We start from the raw sequence: 25,996 nt of genomic DNA, 5'->3' as shown, positions 1-25,996 counted from the left end.
AACAGGCAAAGTCGATGCGGAATTTGCGCGAAGTGACTTGCCAGGTGAATGTGCCGTAGCGCCCGTCGGCCAAACCGGCGCGCGCTCCTCGCCACGCACGCCCCCTCCGCGTTATGGATCACTCTGCCGGGGCATCATCGACCGTACATGCGGGCCTGGGTGCACAGGGCCAGGCCCAATCGAGGAGGGGACGCTTCGATGGGGGAGAAGGTCGTGGCAGGCGGATTCGACCTGTCCGATCGGCAGCGGTATCGAAGGAAGCTTCACGAGTGCCTGGAGGGGCTGGAGCGGCTTCTGGCAGAGAAGAGGTTCGATCGCCCGAAGAACATGATGGGGCTGGAGATCGAGTTGAATCTCGCGGGTGCCGACGGTTTGCCGAGAATGGTGAATGCGCAGGTACTGGAGAGGATTGCGAGCCCTGATTTCCAGACCGAACTCGGAATGTTCAACCTGGAGGTGAACGTCCTCCCGCACCGGCTCGGCGGCCGGGTATTCGACCAGCTCGCCGAGGAACTCAGCGCGGGTCTGGGCTATGCCCACCGGCAGGCCGCGGAGATCGACGCCGGTGTGGTGATGATCGGTATTCTGCCGACGATCTCCCGCGAGGACCTGGTCACCGCCAACCTCTCGGCGGTCGACCGCTACTCGCTGCTCAACGAGCAGATCCTGATGATGCGCGGTGAGGACTTCACGCTCGACATCGACGGGGTCGAGCGGCTGACCTGGAACTCCGGGTCGATCGTGCCGGAGGCCGCCTGCACCTCCGTACAACTGCATCTTCAGGTCACCCCGGCGCGGTTCTCGGACGTGTGGAATGCGGCCCAGGCCGTGGCGGCCGCGCAGATAGCCGTCGGCGCCAACTCGCCGTTCCTGTTCGGGCGTGAGCTGTGGCGGGAATCCCGGCCGCCGCTGTTCACACAGGCCACCGACACCCGGCCGCCCGAGCTCCAGGCGCAGGGGGTGCGGCCGCGCACCTGGTTCGGGGAGCGCTGGGTGGACTCGGCGTACGAGCTCTTCGCGGAGAACATCCGCTACTTCCCCGCGCTGCTGCCGATCTGCGACGAGGAGGAGCCCCTGCGCGTGCTCGGCGAGGGCGGGATACCGGGGCTGCAGGAGCTGGTCCTGCACAACGGCACCGTCTACCGGTGGAACCGGCCCGTGTACGGGGTCGCCGACGGGGTGCCGCACCTGCGGGTGGAGAACCGGGTGCTGCCGGCCGGGCCCACGGTCGCCGACGTCGTCGCCAACGCCGCCTTCTACTACGGACTCGTACGCACCCTCGCCGACGAGCCGCGCCCGGTGTGGACCCGGCTGCCCTTCGCCGAGGCGGAGGCGAACTTCGACGCGGCCTGCCGGTACGGGATCGACGCGCGGCTGCGCTGGCCGCGCCGGGGCCGGGGCGGGGGGCTGGCGAGCGTGCCCGCCGTCCGGCTGGTCCTGGACGAGCTGCTGCCGATGGCGGCGGCCGGACTGGACGCCTGGGGCATCGAGCCCGCGGACCGGGACCGCTATCTCGGCATCATCGAGGAGCGCTGTCGGCGGCGGGTGAACGGGGCGACCTGGCAGGTGGACACCTACCACCGGGCGCTCGCCTCCGGGCTGGAGCGGGACGAGGCGCTGGCCGCGACCACCCGGCGCTACAGCGAGCTGATGCACAAGGGCGACCCCGTGCACACCTGGCCCGTGGGGCTGGGGGAAGGAGAGGTGGGCGCCTCGGGGCCGGCCGTGCGCTGAGTCCGGTGATCCCGTTCCGTGGCCGAAGGGGCAGTATGGGGAGGTCGGAACGGGACGGTAGGACGGGAGTCGGGCGTGCGGGCGGAGCCGGAGCCGGTGGTCGTGGAGCTGCGCGAGGACGGGCGGCGGGGTCTCCTGCGCACGGAGACCCTGCTGGTCCTGGCGCTGTCGCTGGGCGCCAGCGCGGTCTCGGCGCTGATCAGCTTCATCGGCTCGCTCACCAAGCCGGGCGGCCTCAAGGACCAGGCCGCCACGCTCAACGGCTCCTACGCGCCCGGCCGGCCCTGGCTGGACCTGGCCTGGCAGCTGTTCGGCATCGGGACCGCCCTGGTACCCGTACTGCTGGTGGCCCACCTGCTGACCCGCGAGGGTGTGCCGGGGCTGCGGGTGCTGGGGTTCGACCGCACGCGGCCCGGGTGGGACCTGGCGCGGGGTGTTCTCGTGGCGGCCGGGATCGGGAGCGCCGGGCTGGTCTTCTACCTGGGGGCGCGGGCCGGCGGATTCAACCTCACGGTTGTGCCGGAGGCGCTGCCCGACGTGTGGTGGAAGTTCCCCGTGCTGGTCCTCTCCGCGGTGCAGAACTCCGTGGTGGAGGAGGTCATCGTGCTGGCCTACCTGCTGCGCCGCCTCGACCAGCTGGGCTGGTCGCCGACGGCCGCGCTGCTGGCCAGCTCGGTGCTGCGCGGCTCGTACCACCTCTACCAGGGCATCGGGGGCTTCATCGGCAACGTGGTGATGGGCGTCGTCTTCGTGCTGGCCTACCGCCGCTGGGGCCGGGTCGGACCGCTCGTGGTCGCGCACGCGCTGCTCGACATCGTGGCCTTCGGCGGGTACGCGCTGCTCGCGGGCAAGGTGGGCTGGCTGCCGACGCCGTGACGGGCGGCCGGTCGGGGCCGGCCCGCCGCGGCGCCGGCGGCGGTCCGGTCAGGGGGCGGTGAGGAGCTCCCCGTCGAGGACGGTGACCGCGTGGCCGGTCAGCAGGGTGCGCTCGCCCGCCAGGGTCACCCGTACCAGGCCCTTGCGGGCGCCGCCCTGGAGGCCGGTGAGCTCGGTGCGGCCCAGGCGCTCGGCCCAGAACGGGGCGAGCGCGGTGTGGGCGCTGCCGGTGACCGGGTCCTCGTCGATGCCGAAGGCCGGGAAGAAGCCGCGGGAGACGAAGTCGTACCCGAGAGAGGGATCCTCGGCGGGCGCGGTGACGATCACCCCGCGCTTGGCGAACGCGCGCAGGGCGGAGTGGTCCGGCTCCAGTTCGCGGACGGTCTTCTCGTCGGCGAGCTCGATCAGCAGGTCCCCGATGTGGGCGGCGGTGTCGTGTACGGAGAGGATCGGGGCGCCCCCGAGGGCGTGGTCCACCGCGGTCGGAGGCTGCACCGGGGTGAGTGAGGACGTCGGGAAGTCCATGGTGATCGCCCCGTCCTCGGCGGTCTCGGCCGTGAGGATGCCGCAGCGCGCGGTGAAGCGGATCCGGCCCGTGGCGAGGCCCTCCGTCGCCAGTACGTGGGCGGTGGCGAGCGTGGCGTGGCCGCACATGTCGACCTCGGCGGCCGGGGTGAACCAGCGCAGCGCCCAGTCTGCGTCCCCGCCGGGCGGCAGGGGGTGCGCGAAGGCGGTCTCGGAGAGGTTCACCTCGGAGGCGACCTGCTGGAGCCAGGCGTCCGGGGGGAACCCGGTGTCGAGGAGCAGGACTCCGGCGGGGTTCCCGTGGAAGGGGCGGTCGGTGAAGGCGTCGACGATTCGGATGCGCATCCCCCGACGGTAGGGCGGTTTCTTGATCACCGACAAAGGCCAATCGGGGTGACTGGCCTTGTTCGAAGCTGTTCGCTCAGAAAGTTTCCGATATATCGTTGACGTGTCGCGATAGAGCATCGATAGTGGAGGCATCGGACAACCGATACGACACCACGAACAGACGGAAGGAGCGCGGTCATGCGTTCACACGGACAGCACGGACACGACCACGGACATGAGCACGGACGGGGCCACGGCCACTGCGGGCCGGATCGTCGGGAGGAGTTCAAGGGGCGCCGCGCCGCCTTCGGCCCGTTCGGACCGCCCTTCGGCGGAGGCCCCTTCGGTGGGCGCGGCGGCCGCGGGGGACCGCGGGGCCGGGCCCGGCGGGGTGACGTGCGCGCCTCGATCCTGGCGCTGCTCGCCGACCGGCCGATGCACGGCTACGAGATGATCCAGGAGATCGGCGAGCGCAGCGGCGGGACCTGGAAGCCCAGCCCCGGCTCGGTCTACCCGACCCTGCAGCTGCTCGAGGACGAGGGGCTCATCACCAACGAGAGCGAGGGTGGCAAGAAGCTGTTCACGCTCACCGAGGCCGGCCGCACCGAGGCCGAGTCGGGCCCCGACGCCCCCTGGGCGGATGCGGGGCGCGGCGTCGACTTCGAGGCCATGCACGAGATCCGTTCGGCCGGCGTCGGCCTGTGGGAGGCCTTCGGGCAGGTCTTCAAGACCGGCACCCCCGAGCAGCGGGAGAAGGCCGTCGCGGTCATCAACGACGCCCGCAAGAAGCTCTACCTGATCCTGGCCGACGAGCACTGACCGGTCGGCCCGGACGATCGCAGCGGCGCGCCCCGCGAGTGACTCGCGGGGCGCGCCGTCGTGCGTACGGAAGCGTTCGGGAGGTCAGGCGACCAGGCCGGCCAGCTTGCGCAGCGACTCGTTCAGCGCGGCGGTGGCCGAGTCCTTGAGCTTGCCCGCCATCAGCGAGACGGCAGCCCCGGTGAACTCGCCGTCGATGCGGACGGTGGTGGCCGTGCCGTCCGGGGTCAGGGTGTACCGGGTGAGGACGGCCACGCCCATCGGGCCCTTGCCGGTGATGGCGAAGACGCGCTCGTCCTCCAGCTCCGAGACGGTCCAGACGACCTCGGCGGGGAAGCCCATCATCTTCATGTTCTCGGCGAAGGTGGAGCCGATCGCGAGGGTCTCCGGGCCGCCCTTCGGGAAATTGGTGTGGGTCATGCTCCACTGGCCGTACGCGTCCCAGTCCGTCAGCTGGGACCAGAGCTGCGCGGCGGACGCCTCGATGCGTGATTCCGCGGTGACTTCGGCCATGCGACCACCCCTTCTCGTCGGGTACGTGCGGCGGAACGTAGCCCCGGCGGGCGGAACATTCAATACTGACGACCTGTCAGATATCGGAGGGGTGGGTGGCGGTGGTGTCATCTGCGTCTCAACAGGTGTCATGACCGTGACGCTCCTGACGAGCCCTGCCATGATGGCCCGATGCAAGCGTCAGGGAAAAACGCCGGACTGGGTCTCGCCCTCGTCTCGGCGGTCGCGTTCGGTGGTTCCGGAGTGGCGGCGAAGCCGCTGATCGAGGCGGGTCTGGACCCCCTCCACATGGTCTGGCTCAGGGTGGCCGGGGCAGCGCTCGTGCTGTCCCCGCTGGCCTGGCGCCACCGTGACCTGATCGTGCGCAGGCCGGCGCTGCTCGCGGGCTTCGGGCTGGTCGCCGTCGCCGGTGTCCAGGCCTTCTACTTCGCCTCGCTGTCCCGGATTCCGGTCGGCGTGGCCCTGCTGCTGGAGTACCTCGGCCCGGCGCTGCTGCTCGGCTACATCCGCTTCGTGCAGCGCAAGCCCGTGACGCGGGGCGCCGCCGCCGGAGCGGCCGTGGCCGTCGTGGGGCTGGCCTGCGTGGTCGAGATCTGGGCCGGGCTGCGGCTCGACCTGCTCGGCGTGCTGTTCGGCCTCTGCGCGGCCCTGTGCCAGGCCTTCTACTTCGTCTTCGCCGACCAGGGCGCGGACGGGGACGACGCCCCGGACCCGCTCGGGGTGATCGCGTACGGCATGCTCGTCGGCGCCCTCGTGATGACGGTGATCGCCCGGCCGTGGGAGATGGACTGGCAGGTGCTGGGCGGGGAGGCCGCCGTGGGCGGCACTATGGTCCCCGCTCCGGTGCTGCTCGGCTGGGTGGTGCTGATCGCGACCGTCTTCGCGTACGTGACCGGCGTGGTCTCCGTACGCAGGCTCTCACCGCAGGTCGCGGGCGTGGTGGCCTTCCTGGAGGCGGTCGTCGCCACCGTGCTGGCCTGGATCCTGCTCGGCGAGCACCTCTCGACCTGGCAGATCGTCGGCGGCGGGCTGGTGCTGGGCGGCGCGTTCATCGCGCAGTCCTCCCGGCCGGCCCCGTCCCCGTCCACCGCCCCGGCCCCGGCCCCGGCCCCGGCCGCGGCCGCGGCCGATCCGGCCGTGGTGGACCGCGAGACCGCGAGGGCCTAGGGTGGCGATCATGCCTTCGACCGTGCTTCCGCCTCCCGCCGCCTAGCGCGGGCGGCACTTCCTCGAACGAGATCCCCTGCCCGGGGAGTTCCCGGGTGGGTGCGCGCTGCCCGCGAAGCGATGACCTGCTTCTTTCATCCTTCACGCATGCGCGGAGAACCACGTGTCGAACCATTCGCCCGCTGCCGGGCGCAGTCTGCTGTACCTCGTCATCGCCGGAGCCGCCTGGGGCACCGCCGGGGCGGCCGCCTCGCTCCTCTTCCTCGCCAGTGACCTCGGTCCGCTCGCCCTGTCGTTCTGGCGGTGCGCGGGCGGGCTCGTGGTGCTGCTGGGGGTGCTCGCCGTACGCCGTCCCCGGCCCGGTTCCCGGCCTTCGCACCCCGGCCTCGGGCGGACGCGGCCGTCGGCCGGCTCGCTGATCGTGACCGGGCTGCTGTTCACCCTCTTCCAGGCCGCGTACTTCGCCGCCGTGCGCGAGACCGGCCTCGCGGTCGGCACCGTGGTCACCCTCGGCGCCGGGCCCGTGCTGATCGCACTCGGGGCGCGGCACTGGATGGGCGAGCGGCTCGGCCGGGGCGGCGTGGCCGCCGTCGCGGGGGCGCTGGCCGGGCTGGCCGTACTGGTGCTGGGCAGCGGCGGCGGTGAGGTGCGCCCGCTCGGCGTCTGCTGGGCGCTGGTATCGGCCGCCGGGTACGCGGGCATGACCCTGCGGGCCCGTTCGCTCGGGCGGCGCGGGGCGGGCGGGGACCCCCTCGTCACCACGGCCTGGTCGGTCGCGGTGGGCACGGTGTGCCTGTTGCCGTTCGCCGCCGTGGAGGGGCTGCTTCCGCACACCGCCGAACTCGGGCGGGTGCTCTGGCTGCTGCTGTACGTCGCGACCGTGCCGACGGCGCTGGCGTACGCGCTCTACTTCACCGGGGCCGCCGCCGTGCGGGCCGCCACCGTGTCCGTGATCATGCTGATCGAACCGGTGAGCGCGGCGGTGATCGCCGTCCTGCTGCTCGGGGAGCGGCTGACCGGCGCCGTGGTGCTGGGCACCGTACTGCTGCTGGCGGCCGTGGGCGCCCTGATCGCGGCGGAGGCACGGCGCCCGGCGGACCGGCACACGGACGCGGACGGGCCGGTGGTTCGGCCCGTCCGCGCCCCCGAAGTGTCGGGTCAGAGCGCCGCGAGGTAGTCCGGGACGCCGGTCCCGGGGGCCAGGTCGGCCGCCGGGACCGGCGTCCCGTACGCCGGGGCGACCGGGACCACGCCCGCCCAGTACGGCAGGTCCAGGTCCTCGGCGTCGTCGTTCGGTCCGCCCGTACGGAGCTTCGCGGACACCTCGGTCAGGTCCAGGCGGATCACCGCGGTGGCGGCGAGCTCCTTGGCGTTGGCCGGCCGGGAGTCGGCGGAGCGGCCCGGGACCACGTGGTCGACGAGCGCGTCCAGGGCGATCCGGCACTCCTCCTCGTCCGTGACCTGGTAGGCGGTGCCGTGGACGACCACCGAGCGGTAGTTGAGCGAGTGGTGGAAGGCCGAGCGGGCCAGCACCAGGCCGTCGACGTGGGTCACGGTCACGCAGACCGGCAGGCCCGGGTCGGCCTTGCCCGCCGCGAGCAGCGGGCGGGAGCCGGTGGAGCCGTGGATGTAGAGCGCCTCGCCGACCCGGCCGAAGAGCGTGGGCAGGACCACCGGCGCGCCGTCGCGGACGAAGCCGAGGTGGCAGATGTAGGCCTCGTCGAGTATCGAGTGCACCGTCTCGCGGTCGTAGCGCGCCCGGTCGCGGGAGCGGGTCGGCACCGTGCGGTCGGTGGGCTCGTACCCGTTCGCGGTCGCGGTCGCGGTGGTCGGCTCGGAGGTCTCCGTGGCGGACGTGACGGGCGTGGCGGTCATAATGCGAACTCCGTTGTACTAGTGCATACTGTGCTTTGTGCTAGGAGACTATCGGATCACAGGACGTCGCGCATCGGATATCGCGGCCAGCGTCGAAGCGGGCGTGGGGGAGGGCGCGCTCGCGCCTGGAGCGCTGCTGCCGCCGATGCGGGAGCTGGCCGCGGAGCTGGGGGTGAACCCCAACACCGTGGCGGCCGCGTACCGGACGCTGCGCGAGCGCGGGGTCATCGAAACCGACGGGCGGCGCGGCAGCCGGGTCCGGGCGCGCCCGTCGAGCGCGCCCCGGGACGCCCTGCGGATGGAGGTGCCGGCGGGCGTACGGGACATCACGGCGGGCAATCCGGACGTGTCGCTGCTCCCCCCGCTGGACGGGGCGCTGGCGGCGGCGGCCCGGCGGTACGCGGAGGCGCCGACCCTCTACGGGCAGGACCCGGTCGTTCCGCAGCTGGCGCGGCTGGCCCGGGCCGACCTCGACGCGGACGGGGTTCCGGCCGGGCCGGTCGCGGTGACCTCGGGCGCGCTGGACGGGATCGAGCGGGTGCTCGCCGCCCACCTGCGGGCGGGTGACGCGGTCGCGGTCGAGGACCCGGGGTGGGGGAGCGTGCTGGACCTGGTGCCGGCGCTCGGCCTGCGGGTGCTGCCGGTGGCGGTGGACGACGAGGGGCCGCGGACCGACGCGGTGGCGCGGGCCCTGGAGGCCGGGGCGCGGGCGCTGGTGGTGACCTCGCGGGCGCAGAACCCGACGGGGGCCGCTGTGAGCGCGGCGCGGGCCGGGGAGCTGCGGGCGCTGCTCGCGGGCCACTCGGGGGTGCTGGTGATCGACGACGACCACGGGCACGGGATCGTGGACCTGCCGCTGCATCCGCTGGGCGGGATCACCCGGCACTGGGCGCTGGTGCGGTCCACGGCGAAGGCGTACGGGCCGGACCTGCGGCTGGCGGTGCTGACCGGGGACGCGGTGACGCTGGACCGGGTGCGGGGGCGGCAGCGGCTGGGCCCCGGGTGGGTGAGCCGGCTGCTGCAGTACGCGGTGGTCGAACTGTGGACCTCGGGCGCGGTGGACCGGGCCGCGGTGGCCCGCTCGTACGGGGAACGGCGGGACGCGCTGGTCGGCGCACTGCGGGAGCGGGGGGTGGCGGCGCACGGGCGGAGCGGGATGAACGTGTGGGTGCCGGTGGCCGACGAGACGGCCGTGGTGACGAGGCTGCTGGCGGCGGGCTGGGCGGTGACCGCGGGCGCCCGGTTCCGCGTGGAGTCGGGGCCGGGCGTCCGGCTGACGGTCTCGCCGCTGGCGGCGGCCGACGTCCCGGCCCTGGCCGACGCCGTCGCCGCGGCGGTCCGCCCGGCGGGGGGCGGCCGCTCCGTCTGACGGCCGGGCTGGTGGAGCCGGGCCCGCGGCCAGAGGGTCAGAGGGTCAGGGGAGTTCGAGGAGGCCACCCAGGGTGAAGGCGACTCCGCCCAGGGCCATGAATGTGGCCAGGTGGCGGATGACCCCGGCCGAAACGGTCCTCGTCGCCGGGCCGAGGTCACCCTGGGAGTGCCTGCGTAGTTCAGCGTCGGCCTCGCCCCGGCGGGCCGGCCATGCGGCCGATCCGCGGATGTCCAGTGCGACCCAGCCGCCGCCGACGAGGGCGGTGGGACCGGCGGTCAGAAGGACTGTGGCCAAGCTCAAGAGGTGCCCCGGGCGGTGTGGTGATCGCCGGGACGGTACCAGGGGTCAGGCGGGCCGCCGGGCCCCGGGGCGGGTCTGGGTGAGGGCGGCGCCCGCCAGGACGATGGCGGCGCCGACCGGAGTGTTCCAGTGGAGCTGTTCGCCGAGGACCAGGACGCCCGCCGTGGTGGCGATGACCGGGATGAAGTACGTGACCATCTGGGCGGTGGTCGGGCCGACCTCCGAGACCAGGCCGTACTGCATCTGGAGCGCCATGCCCGTGCCGAGGGCGCCCAGGGCGATCACCGACAGCGTCGGCCAGAGGGGGAAGGACGTCGGGGCGGCCGTGAACAGGGCGCTGACCAGGGCGAGCTGGAGGGTGGAGACCAGGAGCTGGGCGCCGGTCAGGGCGACCGGGGAGCCCGGGGTCCCGGCCAGCGTGCGGCGGACGTAGATCCAGCCGATGGGGTAGCAGAGCGAGGCCAGCAGGGCGAACGCGGTGCCCTTGGCGTCGACCCCGGAGAAGCCCTGCCAGGCGCCGAGCACCGTGAGGACGCCGAGGAAGCCCAGGCCCAGACCCGCGAAGCGGCGGCGCGTCGGGCGGTCCTCGGACAGGGCGACCAGGGACAGCGCCATCCCCCACAGCGGGGACGTGGCGTTGCAGATGCCGGCCAGGCTGGAGGGGATGCTCAGCTCCGCGTAGGCGAAGAGGGAGAACGGGGCGGTGTTGAGCAGGAGCGCCGCCACGCCGAGGTGGCCCCAGGTGCGCAGCCCCCGAGGCAGCGGCTCGCGGCGGACCAGCAGCACGGTGAGGAGGGCGAGCGCGCCGAACAGGACCCGGCCCATGGCCACCTGGAAGGGTGCGTACGCCTCCGTGCCCACCTTGATCAGCAGGAAGCTGAAGCCCCAGATGACCGAGAGGATCGCGAAGCGGACGCGCCAGTCCAGGAGGACGCCCCGCCGGGTGGTCGTGGTGGCGGACGGAGAGGGGGCCGCGAGGGTCGGGCGGGGGGCCGTGGGTGCGCTCATGACGCTTACTGTGCTCGTATCAACTTCGTAGGACAAGCGAGATTTTCTAGGAGTGACGGCGTAGCATCGCTTACATGTTGAACCTGGAGCGCCTGCGTACCCTCGACGCCCTCGCCCGCCACGGCTCGGTCAGCGGCGCGGCCGACGGACTCCACGTCACCACCTCCGCCGTGTCCCAGCAGATGGCCAAGCTGGAGCGGGAGGTCGGCCAGCCCCTGCTGGCCAAGAACGGGCGCGGGGTCCGGCTCACCGACGCCGGGCGGCTGCTCGCCGATCACGCGGCCCGGATCATCTCCCAGGTGGAGCTCGCCCAGGCCGATGTGGAGGCCCAGCGGGGCTGCGCCGTCGGGGAGTTGCGCATCGGGGCCTTCCCGACCGCGATGCGCGGACTGCTGCCGCAGGCCCTGTCCGCCCTGCGCGACGGCCATCCGGAACTGCGGGCGCTGGTGCGCGAGCAGGAGCCCGAGGAGAGCATGGCCGCCGTCGTGCGCGGGGACCTCGACCTGGCGCTGGCCATCGACTGGCACAACAAGCGGATGCCGGTGCCCGCCGAACTCACCCGGACGCACCTGCTGGACGACACCGTCGACATCGCGGTCCCGGCCGGCCACCGGCTGGCCGACCGGACCGAGATCTCCCTCGCCGAGTTCGCCGACGACGACTGGATCTCCTGGAACGAGGGCCAGTTCTGCCACGAGTGGCTGGTCTTCACCCTCCGCGGTACGGGAATCGAGCCGCGCATCGCCCACATCGCCGAGGAACACCACACCCAGCTGGCCTTCGTGGAGGCCGGGCTCGGGGTCTGCGTGGCGCCGAAGCTGGGCCGCGGCCCGGTGCCGCCCGGGGTCCGGCTGCTGCCGGTCTGCGACTCCGTACGCCGCCACGTGTACGCCGTCTGGCGCGCGGACGCCGACCGCCGCCCCTCCATCCGGGCCGCCGTCGAGGCGCTGCGGCAGGCCGCCGCCGCGCTCTGAGTCCCCTCGGCTCTAGAGCTTGCGGAAGTCCCACGAGACGACCGACTCCGGGGTCAGGCGGATCCAGGCGTGCCGCCCGTCGTGCGGCATCTCCTCGATGCCGAAGTTCTTGACCGGGAAGATCCGCTCGGCCTCCGCCAGTTCGGGGCACGGTTCGCCGGTGCGCGGGGCCTCGCCCACGAAGACGGCGCTGCCGGACAGTTCCACCCCGCGCAGCTCGTCGTAGGACTCGCCGGAGTCCACGACCACCGAGATCCGCGGGTCCTCGCGCAGGTCGGACCAGCGCCGGCTGCGCGTGATCGAGTACAGCCACAGCGAGCTGCCGTCCCAGGCGAACCACAGGGCGCCCACGTGCGGGCGTCCGTCCGGGGAGACCGTGGCCACCCGGCAGGTCCGCTGCTCGCGCAGGAAGGCGTCCACCTCCTCGTCGCTCATCATGATGCGGCGGCCTCGCCGCTGGGTCCTGTGCACGCGTGTCTCGTCCATCCGTCCCGCGCCCCTTCACATCTGACTGTGTGTCAGGAATCATGCGGGGTCGACGGCCGTCACGCCAGGGGGAGCCATGCCGGATCTCGATCCCGCCACCACCGCACTGCTCACCGTCGAATGCCAGAACGGCGTCGTCGGCGAGGAGAGCGCCCTGCCCGAGCTCGCGAAGGAGGCCCGGGACTCCGGGATGCTCGGGCGGGTGGCCGCGCTCGCCGACGCCGCGCGCGGGGCCGGCGTACAGGTGCTGCACGCGGTCGCCGAGCGGCGGCCGGACGGGCGCGGGGCGAACACCAACGCGCGGCTGTTCCGCGCCGCCGGGAAGCTGCCCGTGCGCCAGCTCTCGGGAAGCCGGGCGGTGGAGGTCGCGGCCCCCATCGTCGTGGCCGAGCAGGACCTGGTGGTCCGCCGGCTGCACGGGCTCTCCCCGATGGCCGGCACCGACCTGGACGCCCTGCTGCGCAACCTCGGCGTCCGCACCCTCGTCGTCACCGGGGTCTCCTCCAACATCGCCATCCCGAACACCGTCTTCGACGCCGTGAACCTCGGCTACCAGGTCGTGGTCCCGGCCGACGCCATCGCCGGGGTGCCCGCCTCCTGCACCGCCGAGGTGATCCGCAACTCCCTCTCGCTGGTCGCCGCCATCACCACGGCCGAAGCGCTGCTTATGCAGTGGGCTCCCGCGTCCTGACCGCCGTAACCTGGGCGGATGCTGTCCGAAGTGATCGCGACCCGTTACGTCACGCCCCTGCGTGAGGGCGGCTCGCTCCCGGGGATCGTCGAGGCCGACGATCTCGGTACCTACGTCATGAAATTCACCGGAGCCGGCCAGGGCCGCAAGACCCTGGTCGCCGAAGTCATCTGCGGGCGCCTCGCCCAGCGGCTGGGCCTGCGGGTCCCGCGGCTGGTGCAGATGCAGCTCGACCCCGTCATCGGGCTCGGCGAGCCCGACCAGGAGGTCCAGGAGCTGCTCAAGGCCAGCGGCGGGCTCAACCTCGGCATGGACTACCTGCCCGGGTCGATCGGCTTCGACCCGCTCGCCTACCAGGTGGATCCGGTCGAGGCGGGCCGCGTGGTCTGGTTCGACGCCCTGATCAACAACGTCGACCGGTCCTGGCGCAACCCGAACATGCTGGTCTGGCACGGGGACGTGTGGCTCATCGACCACGGCGCCACCATGATCTGGCACCACAACTGGCCCACCGCCGAGGCTGCCGCCGCCAAGCCGTACAACGCCTCCGACCACGTACTGGCCCCCGTCGGACCGGACATCGCGGCCGCCGCTGCCGCACTCGCACCGCTGGTCACCGAGGAGCTGCTCACCGAGGTGGCTGCCGACGTGCCGGACGAGTGGCTGGTCGACGAGCCCGGCTTCGACTCCACCGACGCGCTGCGCCGCGCCTATGTGGAGGCGCTGCTGCCGCGCGCGGCCACGATCCACGAGAGGATCTCGATGGAGGCGGAGGCGAAGGCTCCGCAGAAGCCGCCGGGCTGGCTCACCGAGCACCTGACGGAATGGCCCCACAAGACCAAGAAGAAGAGCGACGGCGAGTGACCAAGCGGGACGTGTTCGAGTACGCGCTGGTGCGTGTGGTGCCCCGGATGGAGCGCGGCGAGTGCTTCAACGCCGGCGTGATCGTCTACTGCCGGGCGCGCTCGTACGTGGCGGCGCGCACCCATCTCGACGAGGGGAAGCTCCTCGCGCTGGATCCCGGGGCCGACGTGGCCGGGGTGCGGGCCGCGCTGCGCGGGGTGGAGGGCGTGTGCACGGGCGGCGAGGCCGCCGGCCAGGCCGCGGGTGACGACGCGGGGCGGCGGTTCCGGTGGCTGATCGCGCCGCGGAGCACGGTGGTGCAGCCGGGGCCGGTGCACACCGGCCTGACGGCCGATCCCGCCGCCGAGGTGGAGCGGCTGCTGGACCTGCTGGTCCGCTGACCGGGGTCCCGTCGGTTGTCCGGGTGCGCCGCCGCGGGGCTCCGCCCCCGGGCCCCGGGCCCCGAACGCCGGCGGGGCCGAATCCGTCCCCGTTGACACGGAGTGCCATGGCTCCTAGCGTCTCCTCAGCTGAAGCTACTAAGCGGTTGCTCACCTCCGGGCGGCCGTCTCTCAAGGGCGAGGAGATCCAGCATGTCCACCACCGAGCAGCGTGTCGCGATCGTGACCGGGGCGGCCCGGGGCATCGGCGCGGCCACCGCCGTACGCCTGGCCGCCGAGGGCCGGGCCGTCGCCGTACTCGACCTCGACGAGGCGGCCTGCAAGGACACCGTGGAGGCGATCACGGCGGCCGGCGGCAAGGCCCTGGCGGTCGGCTGCGACGTCTCCGACGGCGCGCAGGTGGAGGCGGCCGTCGCGCGCGTGGCGAGCGAGCTCGGCGCCCCGACCATCCTGGTCAACAACGCGGGCGTGCTGCGCGACAACCTGCTCTTCAAGATGAGCGAGACCGACTGGGACACGGTCATGAACGTCCACCTGCGCGGCGCGTTCCTGATGTCGAAGGCCTGTCAGAAGTACATGGTCGAGGCCAAGTTCGGCCGCATCGTGAACCTCTCCAGCAGCTCGGCGCTCGGCAACCGCGGCCAGGTCAACTACTCGGCCGCCAAGGCCGGTCTGCAGGGCTTCACCAAGACCCTGGCCATCGAGCTCGGCAAGTTCGGCGTCACCGCCAACGCCGTCGCCCCCGGCTTCATCGTCACCGAGATGACCGCCCAGACGGCCGCCCGCGTCGGCATGGGCTTCGAGGACTTCCAGGCGGCCGCCGCCACGCAGATCCCCGTCCAGCGCGTCGGGCGCCCGGACGACATCGCCAACGCCATCGCCTTCTTCACGGGCGAGGCCGCCGGCTTCGTCTCCGGCCAGGTCATGTACGTGGCCGGCGGCCCGCTCAACTGACGAGTCCACGAGAGGCAGGGCGTACGGCCATGACGGACATCAAGGAACACGGCATCGACAGCGGCAAGGTCGCGCTGATCACCGGGGCGAGCCGGGGCATCGGCTACGGCATCGCCGAGGCGCTGGTCGCGCGCGGCGACCGGGTCTGCATCACCGGGCGCAACGAGGAGGCCCTCAAGGAGGCCGTGGAGCGCCTCGGCGCCGACCGGGTGATCGGGGTGGCGGGCAAGGCGCACGACGAGGCCCACCAGGCCGTCGCCGTCGAGCGCACCATGGAGGCCTTCGGCCGGGTCGACTTCCTGGTCAACAACGCCGGCACCAATCCGGTCTTCGGTCCGATCGCGGACCTGGACCTCGGGGTCGCGCGCAAGGTCTTCGAGACGAACGTGATCTCGGCGCTCGGCTTCGCCCAGCGGACCTGGCACGCCTGGCAGAAGGACAACGGCGGGGCGATCGTGAACATCGCCTCCATCGCCGGCGTCTCCGCCTCGCCGTTCATCGGCGCGTACGGGATGAGCAAGGCCGCCATGATCAACCTCACGCTCCAGCTCGCCCACGAGATGGCGCCCGGGGTCCGGGTCAACGCGATCGCCCCCGCGGTGGTCAAGACGAAGTTCGCGCAGGCGCTCTACGAGGGCCGGGAGCAGGAGGCCTCGGCCGCCTACCCGCTCGGCCGGCTCGGGACCCCGGAGGACATCGGAGGGGCCGCCGCGTTTCTTACATCTGCACAAGCGGAATGGATCACGGGGCAAACTCTCGTCGTCGACGGTGGGATGTTCCTCAATGCCGGTGTGCACTGACCGATAATCGGACGGATTTGCCTCTGAAAGGGAGGCAAATGCATACCGAATAGGCACGGAACCGGTCAAGTGCCCCACGAAACCAACCCATTGGATTTGTGGGGCACTGCGGTAGGGTCTGCCGCACCCCTGGCTGATCGAGGAGCGTGCACGTGTTCAACCGGACCAGATGCCTGCAGATCACTGCGGCCCTTGCGTCCATATCCCTGCTCGCCGGTTGCGGCCTGCTTTCGGATGACAGCGCCGACGACGCGAAGAGGATCGTCGTCGGTACGACGAGCGCACCGAGCACCCTCGATCCCGCGGCGGCATGGGACGGCTCCTGGGAGCTGTACCGGAACGTCTACCAGACTCTGCTGGCCTTCCCCACGGGCTCCACCAAGCCCCAGCCGGACGCCGCCCAGAGCTGCGAGTTCACGGACGCGGCGAACGAGTCGTACCGGTGCACCCTGCGCAAGGGCCTGAAGTTCTCCAACGGGGAGCCGCTCGACGCCAAGGCGGTCAAGCACTCCCTGGACCGGATCCGGACCATCGGGTCCAAGGTCGGCCCCAAGGACCTCTTCGGCAGCCTCGACAAGATCGAGACCCCGGACGCCCTGACCGTCGTCTTCCACCTGACGACCCCCGACGCCACCTTCCCCCTCGTCCTCGGCTCGCCCGCCGCCTCGCTGGTCGCGCCCAAGGAATACCCGGCCGACAAGGTGCGCGAGGACGGCAAGGTCACCGGTTCCGGCCCGTACGTGCTCGACTCGTACAAGGAGGGCGCCGAGGCCGTCCTCGGCCGCAACGAGAGCTACACGGGCTTCGCCAACCGCCGTAACAACGGCGTGACCATCCGCTACTTCGCGGACTCCACGAAGATGGTCGCCTCCCTCAAGGCCAAGGAGATCGACGCCACCTACCGAGGCCTGTCGGCCCCGGAGGTCAGGGACCTGCAGACCCCCGAGTCGCACTCGGCGGGCGTCCAGGTCGTCGAGAACGTCGGCGCCGAGATCCGCTACCTCGTCTTCAACCCGAAGGACCCGGTGGTCGCCAAGCTCCCGGTCCGCCAGGCCATCGCCCAGATCGTCGACCGCGGGGTGCTCGTCTCCAAGGTCTACCAGGGCACCGCCGAGCCGCTGTACTCGATGGTTCCCAAGGGCGTCGTCGGCCACAAGACGCCCTTCTACGACAAGTACGGCCACGCGGACGTCAAGAAGGCCCAGAAGATCCTCAAGGACGCCGGGATCCCCACGCCGGTCGACCTGACCTTCTGGTACACCACGGACCGGTACGGCTCCTCCACCGCCGACGAGTTCACCGAGCTCAAGCGCCAGCTGGACGAGAGCGGGCTCTTCAGGATCACCCTGCGCAGTCAGCCCTGGAAGGCCTTCCAGGAGGGTTACAAGGGCCAGGAGTACCCGGTCTTCGGCCGCGGCTGGTTCCCCGACTTCCCGGACCCGGACAACTTCATCGCGCCGTTCGTCGGCAAGGAGAACGCGGTCGGCACCCCGTACGAGCCGGCCGAGATCCTGACCGACCTGCTGCCCAAGACCCGCCGCGAGGGCGACCGCTCGGCCGGTGTCCACGAGTTCGAGCGGGCGCAGCAGATCTTCTCCGAGGACGTCCGGCTGCTGCCCCTGTGGCAGGGCAAGCTGTACGTCGCCGCGCGCGACGACATCGCGGGCGCCGAGCGGGCGCTGGACCCGCAGACCGTCATGCAGATGTGGGAGTTCTACCGCAAGACCAGCTGGTAGCCGCTCCACCGGAGCGGGCGGCTGAGGCGTTGTCAGTGGTCCCCGGTAGGTTCAGAGCAGTTGAATTGAACTTGTACCGGAGGTTGTCGCCGTGACCCAGATGCTGCCCGAGTCCTGGCTCCCCGTCCTCGGCGGGGAGCTGGACCAGCCCTACTTCAAGGAACTCGCGGAGTTCGTCGAGAAGGAGCGGGCGAACGGGCCGGTCTACCCGCCCCACGAGCAGGTCTTCGCGGCCCTGGAGGCCACCCCCTTCGACCGGGTGAAGGTGCTCGTCCTCGGCCAGGACCCGTACCACGGCGCGGGGCAGGGCCACGGCCTGTGCTTCTCCGTCCAGCCCGGGGTCAAGACCCCGCCCTCGCTCCGCAACATCTACAAGGAGATGAAGGAGGAGCTGGGCCTGCCCGTCCCGGACAACGGGTACCTGATGCCGTGGGCGAGCCAGGGCGTGCTGCTGCTCAACGCGGTGCTCACCGTCCGTGAGGCCGAGCCCAACTCGCACAAGGGCAAGGGCTGGGAGAAGTTCACCGACGCGGTGATCCGCTCCGTGTCCGAGCGCCCCGACCCGGCCGTCTTCGTACTGTGGGGCGCCTACGCCCAGAAGAAGATCCCGCTGATCGACGAGGAGCGGCACGTCATCGTCAAGGGCGCCCACCCCTCCCCGCTGTCGGCCAAGAAGTTCTTCGGCTCCCGGCCCTTCACGCAGATCAACGAGGCCATCGCCGCCCAGGGCCATGAGCCGATCGACTGGCGGATCCCGGACCTCGGCTGACGGCCCACCGCGCCTCGGCGCCAATGCCGGTACCTCCGGCTAGCTTCTTGACGATCAGACCGGAGCAGGTCTGGCGCAGAGCAAGCCGGAGGCCGCCGTGACGGAGCAGCAGCAGGAGGCGTCGGAGGACGCCGTCATGACCAGGATCGGCCAGGCGGTCATCCTGCTGCACGCCGGGGACCGCGAGGAAGCCCGCAACCGGCTCGGCGCGATCTGGTCCGAGATCGGCGAGGAGGGCGACTCCCTGCACCGGTGCACGCTCGCCCACTACATGGCCGACGCCCAGGACGATCCCGCCGACGAACTGGCCTGGGACCTGAGGGCCCTCACCGCCGCCGAGGCGCTCCGCGACGGGCCGCCCGCACAGGGGGAGCCGCATCCGGCGATGCGGGTGTTCTACCCGTCCCTGCACCTCAGCCTGGCCGCCGACTACGTGAAGCTCCAGCGGCCGGAGGCGGCCCGGGTCCACCTGGCGCGGGCCCGCGCCGCCACCGGCGCGCTGCCCGACGACGGGTACGGGAACGGCGTACGGGCCGCCATCGCCCGGCTGGAGCGGCGGCTGGCGACGGAACCGGGCGGGGGTCCCCGGCCGTTCCCGGAGCAGTCCCCGTGATCCGGCCGGCGCCCGCGAGCGGACAGGTCCGCTTCCCGTCAGCTGATCAGTCCCCCTGGACGCCCGCGCAGATGCGGGCCTCCGGGCTGTCCGGATGCCAGCGCCCGTGCCGGCGGCCCAGCGCGCACACGTCGGCGGGCCGTACCGGCAGCTTCCGCACCAGCTCACGCTCCACAGCGGCGTCGGGTCGCGGGCCGTGCGGGCGGCCGCCGCCCTGACGGCCCGCGACCGGTTCGGCGGGCCTGCGCGGCTCCGGGATGTCGGGCACCGGCGGCGCGGCCTCCAGGGGACCGCCGGAGGCGCCCTGGGCGGTGCGCTCGGCGGACCGCGCGGCGGGGGCGGGGGCCGTGGGCCGCGCCGGCTTCCGCGGAACCGCCTCCAGTGCCTCCAGGGCGGGTGCCCGGACGACCACCGGGGCGGCTCCCGGCCCGCCGCGCGGCTCGTGGTGCGGCGGCAGCCCCGCGGCGGGAGGCGCCGCCCCCGGCTGCCCGGGGGCGGGGCTCACGTTCACACAGCCGGAGACGGCCGAGACAGCACAGGCGACTCCGAGCAGCAGCTTCGTCGTGGTTCGGGTTGGATGCACTCGCGCAACTCTGCTCTGCGAGGACCACGTTGCGAAAACCCGCGAGCCATATTCACCCCGCACGGGTGACGGAACACCGCTAGTCGCCGGTGGCTCCGTCTATCTGCTCGCGCAGCAGGTCCGCGTGGCCGTTGTGGCGCGCGTACTCCTCGATCATGTGGGTGTACACCCAGCGCAGGCTGAACACCTCGCCCCGGTGGTGGCTATCGGCCTCCGACAGCAGGTCCAGCGAACGGCCCGCGGCGGCCTGGCGCGCCAGCTCGACCTCGGTCTGCCACACCTGCTCCACCTCGGCCCAGGTGTCCTCGTCGGTGAAGTGGAAGTCCCCGTCCGGGTCCTCGCTCGTGCAGTACAGCTCGGGAAGGTCCTCGCCGAGCATGATCTCCCGGAACCAGTACCGCTCCACCTCGGCCATGTGCCGTACGAGGCCCAGCAGGCTCAGTTCCGAGGGCGCGAGCGGGCTGCGGCGCAGCTGCTCGTCCTGGAGCCCCTCGCACTTCCAGGCGAGGGTCGCGCGGTGGTAGTCGAGCCAGCCGTCCAGCATGCCGCGCTCGTCGGCGGTGGTGGAGGGCTCATTGCGATGTGATCCAGAACTGGTGGTCATGGGGGACATCCTCGGGGAACGCGGCCCCCGCCACCAGGGATTAAGTCCTGCTCGACCACAGGACTTAAGCTGCCGGAGTCCCACAAGGAACGAACCAGGAGGCTCCCGGTGAAGGTCGGCTGCATCGGACTCGGCGACATCGCGCAGAAGGCGTACCTGCCCGTCCTCACCACCCGCCCGGGAGTCGAGCTGCACCTGCAGACCCGTACCCCCGCCACGCTGGAGCGGGTCGGCGCGGTGCACCACATCCCGGCCGGGCGCCGGCACACCGACCTCGACGCGCTGCTCGCCGAAGGGCTCGACGCGGCCTTCGTGCACGCCTCGACCGCCGCCCACCCCGAGATCGTCGGGCGGCTGCTGGAGGCCGGCGTCCCGACGTACGTGGACAAGCCGCTCGCGTACGAACTCGCGGACTCGGCGCGGCTCGTGGAACTGGCGGAGGAGCGCGGGGTCTCGCTCGCCGTCGGCTTCAACCGCCGCTACGCGCCCGGCTACGCGCAGTGCGCCGACCACCCGCGCGAACTGATCGTCATGCAGAAGAACCGCGTCGGGCTGCCCGAGGACCCCCGCACGCTCGTGCTGGACGACTTCATCCACGTCGTCGACACCCTGCGCTTCCTGCTGCCCGGCGAGGCCGACCACATCGACGTGCGGGCCGTGGTGCGCCAGGGGCTGATGCACCAGGTGGTGCTGCAGATGTCCGGCGACGGATTCACCGCGCTCGGCATCATGAACCGGCTGTCCGGTTCCACCGAGGAGATCCTGGAGGTCTCCGGGCAGGAGACCAAGCGGCAGGTCGTCAACCTCGCGGAGGTCATCGACCACAAGGGCCAGCCGAGCGTGCGGCGCCGCGGGGACTGGGTGCCGGTCGCCCGCCAGCGCGGCATCGAGCAGGCCGTGGACGCCTTCCTGCAGGCCGTCGGGGCGGGCAGGACGCTCAGCGCGCGGGACGCGCTGCTCACCCACGAGTTGTGCGAGCGCGTGGTGGCCTCGGCTCTGCGGCAGGCCTCCTGAGCGCACGGGAGCCCTCCGCCGCGCAGTAGGCCGCCAGCGCGGCGAGGGCCGCCGCCACCGCCCAGTCCCCGAAGCGGACGTAGAGGGTCGTGCCCCGGGCGAGCGGGACCTCGTACACCTGCGCCGTGCTCGCGGAGGTGGGCAGGGCGGGGCCGATCCGCTCGCCGGACGGGCCGTGCACCGCGCTGACACCGGTGAGGGTGGCGTGCACCATCGGGCGGCCGGTCTCGGCCGCCCGCAGCGCGGCCAGCGAGGCGTGCTGGGCCGGGGCCCAGCTGTCCTGGAAGCTGGAGGTCGCCGACTGGGCGACGAGGAGCGCGGCGCCGTCGCGCGCCAGGCGCCGGCTCATGTCGGGGAAGGCCGACTCGAAGCAGACCAGCGGGCCGAGGCGGACGCCGGGCCGGCCGTCCGGCCGCCCGGGCAGGTTCATCACCACCGGGGTGTCTCCCGGCACCCGGTCCTCGCCGGCCGCCTTGCCGACGGAGGTGGCCCAGCCGAGCAGGGTCCGGGCCGGTACGTACTCGCCGAACGGGACCAGCCGCATCTTGTCGTACCGGTCCCCGGTGGGGCCTGCGGGGCCCATGAGTACGGCGCTCTTGCGGATCCCGGGACTGTCGGACCCCCGTGCGTCCACATTGACCAGCAGCGGAGCCCCGACCCGAGAGGACAGCGAGGCCAGCCGTGCGGCCAGGTCCGGGCGGGCCGCCAGGTCCCCGCCGACGCTGCTCTCGCCCCACACCACCAGGTCGACCGGCTGCCCGGACAGGGCCCGGGTGAGCCGTTCCCCGGCGGCGAACCGCCGCTCCGCGCTGTCCGGACCGTCCGCCACCAGGCCCGGCTGTACGACGGCCACGCGCAGCCTGCCCGACACCTCGGGGCGTGGTACCCACAGCCACACCATTCCCGTCAGCACCGCACACCCCGTCACCCCGGCCACCGCCGGCACCCGCGCCCCGGGCACCGCGACGAGCAGTACCAGCGCGCAGTTCACCGCCACCACCAGCAGGCTCACCAGCCACACCCCGCCCACCGAGGCCAGCCGCAGCGCGGGCGGCACCTGCCACTGGCTCGCCCCCAGCAGCCCCCACGGCCCGCCCAGCCCCTGCCAGGACCGCGCCAGCTCCGACAGCAGCCACCCGGCGGGTACGAGGACCAGCGCGGCGCCCGTACGGCCCGCCGAGGGGACCCCGCCGAGCAACTCCCGCACCAGCAGGGCCCAGGGGATCCAGAGCAGGCCCAGCAGCGCGGCCACCGGCACCAGGAACACGTGCAGGCTCGGCAGCAGCCAGTGGTGGACGGCGACGATGAAGGCCGCGCCGCCGAGCCAGCCCTCCAGCGCGGCCCGCCGCCCGGTGGGGGCCGACCGCAGCAGCAGCATCCAGGGCACGAGGGCGACGTAGGCGAACCACCAGAGCGCGGGCGCGGGGAAGGCGAGCGCGGGCAGTGCTCCGGCGGCTACGGCGGCCGGCGCACGCCACCGCGGGAACGAACGGGCACGGATCGAGACCATGGCGCGCCTCCGCTTCCAGTGTGGCAGTCAGGCGGAGATGTGCCGCCACTTCTCGTGCACGGTGACGCGGGTGAGCCGCCAGCCGTCGTGGGTGCGGGCCAGGGCGAAGGAGTAGCGCCCGGCGGCGACGAAGTTGGGCGCTGTCACGGTGCCGTCGAACGCGCCGCCCTCGAGCCGCATCGGATTGAGGAAGTCCGCCCGCACCTCCGCGCTGTCGCCGGGCGAACCGCCCAGGTCCTCCAGCCGGATCAGCCGGTTCACGATGAGGTGCTGACGCACCGGGAACAGCTTCATGGTCTCCGCGAGCCAGTCGGCGACCTCCCCGGCCGGGCCCTCGATCCCGCCCGCCGAGCTGTAGTCGGCCCGCCCGGACGCGGTGAACAGGGCGCGGTACGCCGCCCAGTCGCCGTCGTCGACGGCCACCGCGTACCCCGTGACCACCTCGTCGATCGCCAGCCGGTCCATTACCGTCGCGAGGTCCACACGCTGCGTCATCGGGTCAGTGTGGGGCTGCCGGGGCGCGAGGCCAAGGGGCGTGCGCCGACCGGATCTTCGTACGGGCCCTCAGTGACCGGAATACGCCTCCCGCTGCCGGACCACGACGAGGAACGCGTCGCTGTCCAGGTCCATCACCACCTCGGCCGGCACGCCCTCGCGCATCCGCTGCGCGGCGTACTCCTCGGCGGGCCAGCTTCCCCTCGGACTTCCGGCCGGAAAACGCTCCAGAACCACGCGACCCATGGGACACCCCCTGCTTCTTGCCTTCAGGTCTCTCCGGGGACAACGACGCGGAGGCCGCCCGGGAACGTTCCCGAGCGGCCTCCGGTTCACGCGAAGCGGTGATCTGGCGGTGTGCCCCGGACGGGGCCTAGCCGCCGGACTCGCCGGCGTGCGGGCTCAGCACACCCATGCCGACCAGGACGAACAGGACGACGCCCAGCAGGATCCGGTAGATCACGAAGGGCATGAAGCTCTTGGTGGAGATGAACTTCATGAACCAGGCGATGACGACGTAGCCCACGAAGAAGGCGATGACCGTCGCGAAGATCGTCGGCCCCCAGGAGATGTGGCCCGGTTCCTCGACCACGTCCTTGATCTCGAAGGCGCCCGAGGCCAGGACGGCCGGGATGGCGAGGAGGAAGGAGTAGCGGGCGGCGGCCTCGCGGGTGAAGCCCAGCAGCAGACCGCCGGAGATCGTCGCGCCGGAGCGGGAGACGCCCGGGATCAGGGCCATCGCCTGGCAGACACCGAAGATCAGACCGTCCTTGACGCCCAGCTCCCTGAGCGTCTTGCGCTCGCGGATCGCGCGGTGCCGGCCGCCCTCCTCGTCGCGGGCGGCCAGCCGGTCGGCGATGCCCAGCACGATGCCCATCACGATGAGGGTGGTGGCGGTCAGCCGCAGATCGCGGAACGGCCCCTCGATCTGGTCCTTGAAAGTGAGGCCGAGCACGCCGATCGGGATCGAGCCGACGATCACCAGCCAGCCCATCTTGGCGTCCTGCTCGGAACGCAGCGCACGCGTGTACAGCGAGCGGAACCAGGTGGAGACGATCCGCGCGATGTCCTTGCGGAAGTAGATCAGTACGGCCGCCTCGGTGCCGATCTGCGTGATGGCGGTGAAGGCCGCTCCTGGATCGTGCCAGCCGGCGAACGCCGCGGTCAGCCGCAGATGGGCGCTGGAGGAGATCGGGAGGAACTCCGTAAGCCCCTGGACGAGACCGAGGATTAGGGATTCGAACCAGCTCATGTCGGGGTGCGCTCGTCCTTGTGATCGTCGGGCAGTTCGGGTCCGATGCTAGGGCCCGTGCGAAGCGCCGGTGACCACAGGGGGGTGCTGGGGCGTCAGTTCGTACGTGGTCGCGTGGATCCGGGCGGGTGCCAGGCGGTGCCGCTTGCGCCAGGCGACCACCGCGGCGGCCACCACGGAGACCACGATGAAGCCGAACGAGACGAGGAAGGCGGGCGAACCGGGGGAGGAGGCGCTGGCCCCCGCGATCACGTACGCCGTCGTGTTCGGGACGACTCCGAGCGCCGTGGCGCCGAGGAAGGGCAGCCAGCCGCAGCGGGACACCGCCGCGCAGTAGTTGGCGACCACGAAGGGCATCCCGGGGAAGAGCCGCACGGCGAGCATCGAGCGGAATCCGTGCCGGCTGAGCTGCCCGTCGGCCGCCTGGAGCCAGCGGCCGCGCAGGAACGGGCGCAGGGCCTCCTGGCCCATGACCCGCCCCAGGCCGAAGGCGATCGCGGAGCCGAGCACCGTGCCGCCGACCGCCGCGAGGAGGCCGAACTGGATGCCGAAGACCGCTCCCGCGGCCAGGTTGAGCAGGGGGCGCGGGACGAAGGCCGCCGCGCACACGCCGTACCCGGCGGCGAACAGCAGGACCGCCGCGCCCACCGGGAACCCCGGGGGCCACCCCTCCGACAGGATGCGCTGGGGCTCGTACAGCAGCACGCACACGCCGGCCGCGACGAGCAGCACGACGAGCAGCGACAGCCGGGTCCACGGCGCGAGGAGGAGGGACATCCCGGGAGACTAGCCGACCTGTGCGGCGCCCCGCCGTAATCTGGGCCTCATGCTGTCGAACGACCGGCGACCTCCGAACGTGCCGCGCAGCGTCCTCGCCGACACCCTCCTGGAGCGGCTGACCGGGGCGTACGCGGCGGCGGCCGACCCCGTGCGGGCCGCGGCCATGACCGCGTACATGAAGGACGTCGCCCCCTTCCTCGGCATTCCCACCCCGCTGCGCCGCGAACTGTCGAAGGAAGTGACCAAGGACACTCCGCGGCCGTCGGAGGCGGACTGCGCGGCGCTCGCGCTGCGCTGCTGGGGACTCCCGGAGCGCGAGTACCACTACTTCGCGGTGGACTACCTGCGCCGGCACGTCTCCCGGTGCTCCTCCGGCCTGCTGCCGGTGGTCCGGCACCTGATCGCCACCGTCCCGTGGTGGGACACGGTCGACCTGCTGGCCGCGCACACCGTGGGCCCGCTGGTCGCCGCCGACCCGGCGACGGCCGCGGTGATGGACGAGTGGATCGGCGACGAGGACCTCTGGCTCGCCCGCGCCGCCCTGCTCCACCAGCTCCGCTACAAGTCCGCCACCGACACCGGCCGGCTCTTCGGCTACTGCCGCCGCCGGGCGGACCACCCGGACTTCTTCGTCCGCAAGGCCATCGGCTGGTGCCTGCGGGAGTACGCGAAGACGGATCCCGCCGCCGTGCGCGCCTTCGTCGAGGCCGAACGCGGCTCCCTGTCCCCGCTGTCCGTGCGCGAGGCGCTCAAGAACCTCTGAGCACGCGGAAATTCATTCGACGGACCCGGGGCGGTCCGGCAGGATCAGCGGCATGTCCCGGTACGCCTTCCTCGTCGCATCGTCCGCAGTCGCGGACGCGCCGAAGGCTGCCGCATTCGCTGTTCCCGCAGAGGCATTCCCCTTCGCCGCATTCGACGGCGCACGAAGCTGACCCTTCCCGGATCGTCCGGCGGACCCCGCAGGGGGAGGGT

General features: G+C 72.4%; 30 protein-coding genes. 17 read left to right on the top strand and 13 right to left on the bottom strand.

Going from position 1 to position 25,996, the window contains the following annotated elements; genetic code table 11:
* The first annotated feature begins 198 nt into the window (after nt 1-198).
* On the top strand, nt 199-1,734 hold the full coding sequence (locus ACGFYQ_RS22435) for a glutamate--cysteine ligase (RefSeq protein ID WP_393746511.1): 1,536 nt from the start codon (nt 199-201) through the stop codon (nt 1,732-1,734).
* 75 nt (nt 1,735-1,809) lie between these two features.
* A complete protein-coding gene (locus ACGFYQ_RS22430; RefSeq protein WP_393746509.1) occupies nt 1,810-2,610 on the top strand; it encodes a CPBP family intramembrane glutamic endopeptidase in 801 nt (266 codons plus the stop codon).
* Between the two features lie 48 nt (nt 2,611-2,658).
* On the opposite strand, the gene ACGFYQ_RS22425 is transcribed toward ACGFYQ_RS22430, so the two are convergent.
* Nucleotides 2,659-3,480 carry a PhzF family phenazine biosynthesis protein gene (locus tag ACGFYQ_RS22425; RefSeq protein WP_393746507.1) on the bottom strand — a complete coding sequence of 274 codons (822 nt, stop codon included), beginning with the start codon at nt 3,478-3,480 and terminating at the stop codon, nt 2,659-2,661.
* A 180-nt stretch (nt 3,481-3,660) separates the two neighbouring features.
* On the opposite strand from ACGFYQ_RS22425, the gene ACGFYQ_RS22420 reads away from it, so the two are divergent.
* Nucleotides 3,661-4,281 carry a PadR family transcriptional regulator gene (locus tag ACGFYQ_RS22420; RefSeq protein ID WP_393746505.1) on the top strand — a complete coding sequence of 207 codons (621 nt, stop codon included), beginning with the start codon at nt 3,661-3,663 and terminating at the stop codon, nt 4,279-4,281.
* 84 nt (nt 4,282-4,365) lie between these two features.
* On the opposite strand, the gene ACGFYQ_RS22415 is transcribed toward ACGFYQ_RS22420, so the two are convergent.
* On the bottom strand, nt 4,366-4,794 hold the full coding sequence (locus tag ACGFYQ_RS22415) for an SRPBCC family protein (protein WP_393746503.1): 429 nt from the start codon (nt 4,792-4,794) through the stop codon (nt 4,366-4,368).
* Between the two features lie 171 nt (nt 4,795-4,965).
* On the opposite strand from ACGFYQ_RS22415, the gene ACGFYQ_RS22410 reads away from it, so the two are divergent.
* Together ACGFYQ_RS22410 and ACGFYQ_RS22405 are read left to right on the top strand one after the other, a co-directional pair.
* Entirely contained in the window at nt 4,966-5,961 is a 996-nt protein-coding gene (locus tag ACGFYQ_RS22410; RefSeq protein ID WP_393746501.1) for a DMT family transporter, read from the top strand.
* Between the two features lie 163 nt (nt 5,962-6,124).
* Nucleotides 6,125-7,138 (top strand): DMT family transporter, encoded by a 1,014-nt coding sequence (locus ACGFYQ_RS22405; RefSeq protein WP_393746499.1) that lies wholly within the window; start codon nt 6,125-6,127, stop codon nt 7,136-7,138.
* Here the strand turns inward: ACGFYQ_RS22405 and ACGFYQ_RS22400 are convergent.
* On the bottom strand, nt 7,120-7,836 hold the full coding sequence (locus tag ACGFYQ_RS22400; RefSeq protein ID WP_393746497.1) for a pyridoxamine 5'-phosphate oxidase family protein: 717 nt from the start codon (nt 7,834-7,836) through the stop codon (nt 7,120-7,122). The genes ACGFYQ_RS22405 and ACGFYQ_RS22400 overlap by 19 nt on opposite strands.
* Before the next feature lie 37 nt (nt 7,837-7,873).
* Between ACGFYQ_RS22400 and ACGFYQ_RS22395 the strand changes: the two genes are divergently transcribed.
* On the top strand, nt 7,874-9,205 hold the full coding sequence (locus ACGFYQ_RS22395) for an aminotransferase class I/II-fold pyridoxal phosphate-dependent enzyme (RefSeq protein ID WP_393746495.1): 1,332 nt from the start codon (nt 7,874-7,876) through the stop codon (nt 9,203-9,205).
* A gap of 45 nt (nt 9,206-9,250) precedes the next feature.
* Here the strand turns inward: ACGFYQ_RS22395 and ACGFYQ_RS22390 are convergent, their stop codons facing one another.
* Together ACGFYQ_RS22390 and ACGFYQ_RS22385 are read right to left on the bottom strand one after the other, a co-directional pair.
* Nucleotides 9,251-9,502 (bottom strand): hypothetical protein, encoded by a 252-nt coding sequence (locus ACGFYQ_RS22390; protein ID WP_393746493.1) that lies wholly within the window; start codon nt 9,500-9,502, stop codon nt 9,251-9,253.
* Between the two features lie 51 nt (nt 9,503-9,553).
* Nucleotides 9,554-10,516, bottom strand: coding sequence for a DMT family transporter (locus ACGFYQ_RS22385; RefSeq protein WP_393746491.1), 963 nt, complete (start codon nt 10,514-10,516; stop codon nt 9,554-9,556).
* Between the two features lie 74 nt (nt 10,517-10,590).
* Between ACGFYQ_RS22385 and ACGFYQ_RS22380 the strand changes: the two genes are divergently transcribed.
* Nucleotides 10,591-11,490: a LysR substrate-binding domain-containing protein gene (locus ACGFYQ_RS22380; protein ID WP_393746489.1), complete on the top strand. Its 900-nt coding sequence runs from the start codon at nt 10,591-10,593 to the stop codon at nt 11,488-11,490.
* A 12-nt stretch (nt 11,491-11,502) separates the two neighbouring features.
* On the opposite strand, the gene ACGFYQ_RS22375 is transcribed toward ACGFYQ_RS22380, so the two are convergent.
* Nucleotides 11,503-11,961, bottom strand: coding sequence for a pyridoxamine 5'-phosphate oxidase family protein (locus ACGFYQ_RS22375; RefSeq protein ID WP_393746561.1), 459 nt, complete (start codon nt 11,959-11,961; stop codon nt 11,503-11,505).
* A gap of 91 nt (nt 11,962-12,052) precedes the next feature.
* Between ACGFYQ_RS22375 and ACGFYQ_RS22370 the strand changes: the two genes are divergently transcribed.
* From ACGFYQ_RS22370 to ACGFYQ_RS22335, 8 genes are all read left to right on the top strand, one after another.
* Nucleotides 12,053-12,667, top strand: coding sequence for a cysteine hydrolase (locus tag ACGFYQ_RS22370; protein WP_393746487.1), 615 nt, complete (start codon nt 12,053-12,055; stop codon nt 12,665-12,667).
* An 18-nt stretch (nt 12,668-12,685) separates the two neighbouring features.
* A complete protein-coding gene (locus ACGFYQ_RS22365; RefSeq protein ID WP_393746485.1) occupies nt 12,686-13,531 on the top strand; it encodes a HipA family kinase in 846 nt (281 codons plus the stop codon).
* Nucleotides 13,528-13,911 carry a DUF3037 domain-containing protein gene (locus ACGFYQ_RS22360; RefSeq protein WP_393746483.1) on the top strand — a complete coding sequence of 128 codons (384 nt, stop codon included), beginning with the start codon at nt 13,528-13,530 and terminating at the stop codon, nt 13,909-13,911. Before ACGFYQ_RS22365 ends, ACGFYQ_RS22360 begins: the two co-directional genes overlap by 4 nt.
* Nucleotides 13,912-14,103: 192 nt before the next feature.
* Nucleotides 14,104-14,865, top strand: a complete 762-nt coding sequence (gene fabG / locus ACGFYQ_RS22355; protein WP_266610951.1) for a 3-oxoacyl-ACP reductase FabG — start codon at nt 14,104-14,106, stop codon at nt 14,863-14,865.
* A gap of 29 nt (nt 14,866-14,894) precedes the next feature.
* Nucleotides 14,895-15,665 (top strand): SDR family oxidoreductase, encoded by a 771-nt coding sequence (locus ACGFYQ_RS22350; RefSeq protein WP_393746480.1) that lies wholly within the window; start codon nt 14,895-14,897, stop codon nt 15,663-15,665.
* A gap of 152 nt (nt 15,666-15,817) precedes the next feature.
* Nucleotides 15,818-17,401: an ABC transporter substrate-binding protein gene (locus ACGFYQ_RS22345; RefSeq protein WP_393746478.1), complete on the top strand. Its 1,584-nt coding sequence runs from the start codon at nt 15,818-15,820 to the stop codon at nt 17,399-17,401.
* A gap of 100 nt (nt 17,402-17,501) precedes the next feature.
* A complete protein-coding gene (locus ACGFYQ_RS22340; protein ID WP_393746559.1) occupies nt 17,502-18,170 on the top strand; it encodes a uracil-DNA glycosylase in 669 nt (222 codons plus the stop codon).
* Nucleotides 18,171-18,306: 136 nt separating this feature from the next.
* The gene (locus ACGFYQ_RS22335) at nt 18,307-18,783 is read left to right on the top strand and encodes a hypothetical protein (protein WP_393746557.1); all 477 of its coding nucleotides are present in this window, start codon (nt 18,307-18,309) and stop codon (nt 18,781-18,783) included.
* A 46-nt stretch (nt 18,784-18,829) separates the two neighbouring features.
* Here ACGFYQ_RS22335 and ACGFYQ_RS22330 read toward each other — a convergent pair whose 3' ends face one another.
* Nucleotides 18,830-19,366: a hypothetical protein gene (locus tag ACGFYQ_RS22330; RefSeq protein WP_393746475.1), complete on the bottom strand. Its 537-nt coding sequence runs from the start codon at nt 19,364-19,366 to the stop codon at nt 18,830-18,832.
* 79 nt (nt 19,367-19,445) lie between these two features.
* Nucleotides 19,446-19,970 (bottom strand): DinB family protein, encoded by a 525-nt coding sequence (locus tag ACGFYQ_RS22325; RefSeq protein ID WP_393746473.1) that lies wholly within the window; start codon nt 19,968-19,970, stop codon nt 19,446-19,448.
* Nucleotides 19,971-20,078: 108 nt separating this feature from the next.
* Between ACGFYQ_RS22325 and ACGFYQ_RS22320 the strand changes: the two genes are divergently transcribed.
* Entirely contained in the window at nt 20,079-20,984 is a 906-nt protein-coding gene (locus ACGFYQ_RS22320) for a Gfo/Idh/MocA family protein (RefSeq protein WP_393746471.1), read from the top strand.
* On the opposite strand, the gene lnt is transcribed toward ACGFYQ_RS22320, so the two are convergent.
* The 5 genes from lnt to ACGFYQ_RS22295 form a co-directional block, all read right to left on the bottom strand.
* Complete coding sequence (lnt, locus tag ACGFYQ_RS22315) at nt 20,929-22,494, bottom strand: apolipoprotein N-acyltransferase (protein ID WP_393746469.1); 1,566 nt, start codon at nt 22,492-22,494, stop codon at nt 20,929-20,931. The genes ACGFYQ_RS22320 and lnt overlap by 56 nt on opposite strands.
* A 27-nt stretch (nt 22,495-22,521) precedes the next feature.
* Nucleotides 22,522-22,989 (bottom strand): nuclear transport factor 2 family protein, encoded by a 468-nt coding sequence (locus ACGFYQ_RS22310; RefSeq protein WP_393746468.1) that lies wholly within the window; start codon nt 22,987-22,989, stop codon nt 22,522-22,524.
* 69 nt (nt 22,990-23,058) lie between these two features.
* Complete coding sequence (locus ACGFYQ_RS22305; protein ID WP_388555731.1) at nt 23,059-23,235, bottom strand: hypothetical protein; 177 nt, start codon at nt 23,233-23,235, stop codon at nt 23,059-23,061.
* Between the two features lie 127 nt (nt 23,236-23,362).
* Nucleotides 23,363-24,241: an undecaprenyl-diphosphate phosphatase gene (locus tag ACGFYQ_RS22300; RefSeq protein ID WP_393746465.1), complete on the bottom strand. Its 879-nt coding sequence runs from the start codon at nt 24,239-24,241 to the stop codon at nt 23,363-23,365.
* A gap of 48 nt (nt 24,242-24,289) precedes the next feature.
* Nucleotides 24,290-25,018, bottom strand: a complete 729-nt coding sequence (locus ACGFYQ_RS22295; protein WP_393746463.1) for a TVP38/TMEM64 family protein — start codon at nt 25,016-25,018, stop codon at nt 24,290-24,292.
* Nucleotides 25,019-25,067: 49 nt separating this feature from the next.
* On the opposite strand from ACGFYQ_RS22295, the gene ACGFYQ_RS22290 reads away from it, so the two are divergent.
* The gene (locus tag ACGFYQ_RS22290) at nt 25,068-25,784 is read left to right on the top strand and encodes a DNA alkylation repair protein (RefSeq protein ID WP_393746461.1); all 717 of its coding nucleotides are present in this window, start codon (nt 25,068-25,070) and stop codon (nt 25,782-25,784) included.
* Nucleotides 25,785-25,996: the final 212 nt, after the last annotated feature.

The sequence above is a fragment of the Streptomyces sp. NPDC048258 genome, assembly GCF_043201995.1.
Classification (GTDB): domain Bacteria; phylum Actinomycetota; class Actinomycetes; order Streptomycetales; family Streptomycetaceae; genus Streptomyces.
The sequence above is the reverse complement of the archived record's forward strand: the minus strand, read 5'-3'. Positions and strand labels throughout refer to the sequence as shown.

Bases quoted from the DNA above. Each gene is read 5' to 3' on its own strand.
- ACGFYQ_RS22435 (WP_393746511.1), top strand. From the start codon at position 199: ATGGGGGAGAAGGTCGTGGCAGGCGGATTCGACCTGTCCGATCGGCAG.
- ACGFYQ_RS22425 (WP_393746507.1), bottom strand. From the start codon at position 3,480: ATGCGCATCCGAATCGTCGACGCCTTCACCGACCGCCCCTTCCACGGG.
- ACGFYQ_RS22420 (WP_393746505.1), top strand. From the start codon at position 3,661: ATGCGTTCACACGGACAGCACGGACACGACCACGGACATGAGCACGGA.
- ACGFYQ_RS22415 (WP_393746503.1), bottom strand. From the start codon at position 4,794: ATGGCCGAAGTCACCGCGGAATCACGCATCGAGGCGTCCGCCGCGCAG.
- ACGFYQ_RS22410 (WP_393746501.1), top strand. From the start codon at position 4,966: ATGCAAGCGTCAGGGAAAAACGCCGGACTGGGTCTCGCCCTCGTCTCG.
- ACGFYQ_RS22400 (WP_393746497.1), bottom strand. From the start codon at position 7,836: ATGACCGCCACGCCCGTCACGTCCGCCACGGAGACCTCCGAGCCGACC.
- ACGFYQ_RS22385 (WP_393746491.1), bottom strand. From the start codon at position 10,516: ATGAGCGCACCCACGGCCCCCCGCCCGACCCTCGCGGCCCCCTCTCCG.
- ACGFYQ_RS22380 (WP_393746489.1), top strand. From the start codon at position 10,591: ATGTTGAACCTGGAGCGCCTGCGTACCCTCGACGCCCTCGCCCGCCAC.
- ACGFYQ_RS22370 (WP_393746487.1), top strand. From the start codon at position 12,053: ATGCCGGATCTCGATCCCGCCACCACCGCACTGCTCACCGTCGAATGC.
- ACGFYQ_RS22365 (WP_393746485.1), top strand. From the start codon at position 12,686: ATGCTGTCCGAAGTGATCGCGACCCGTTACGTCACGCCCCTGCGTGAG.
- fabG (WP_266610951.1), top strand. From the start codon at position 14,104: ATGTCCACCACCGAGCAGCGTGTCGCGATCGTGACCGGGGCGGCCCGG.
- ACGFYQ_RS22350 (WP_393746480.1), top strand. From the start codon at position 14,895: ATGACGGACATCAAGGAACACGGCATCGACAGCGGCAAGGTCGCGCTG.
- ACGFYQ_RS22340 (WP_393746559.1), top strand. From the start codon at position 17,502: ATGCTGCCCGAGTCCTGGCTCCCCGTCCTCGGCGGGGAGCTGGACCAG.
- ACGFYQ_RS22335 (WP_393746557.1), top strand. From the start codon at position 18,307: ATGACCAGGATCGGCCAGGCGGTCATCCTGCTGCACGCCGGGGACCGC.
- ACGFYQ_RS22325 (WP_393746473.1), bottom strand. From the start codon at position 19,970: ATGACCACCAGTTCTGGATCACATCGCAATGAGCCCTCCACCACCGCC.
- lnt (WP_393746469.1), bottom strand. From the start codon at position 22,494: ATGGTCTCGATCCGTGCCCGTTCGTTCCCGCGGTGGCGTGCGCCGGCC.
- ACGFYQ_RS22310 (WP_393746468.1), bottom strand. From the start codon at position 22,989: ATGACGCAGCGTGTGGACCTCGCGACGGTAATGGACCGGCTGGCGATC.
- ACGFYQ_RS22305 (WP_388555731.1), bottom strand. From the start codon at position 23,235: ATGGGTCGCGTGGTTCTGGAGCGTTTTCCGGCCGGAAGTCCGAGGGGA.
- ACGFYQ_RS22300 (WP_393746465.1), bottom strand. From the start codon at position 24,241: ATGAGCTGGTTCGAATCCCTAATCCTCGGTCTCGTCCAGGGGCTTACG.
- ACGFYQ_RS22295 (WP_393746463.1), bottom strand. From the start codon at position 25,018: ATGTCCCTCCTCCTCGCGCCGTGGACCCGGCTGTCGCTGCTCGTCGTG.
- ACGFYQ_RS22290 (WP_393746461.1), top strand. From the start codon at position 25,068: ATGCTGTCGAACGACCGGCGACCTCCGAACGTGCCGCGCAGCGTCCTC.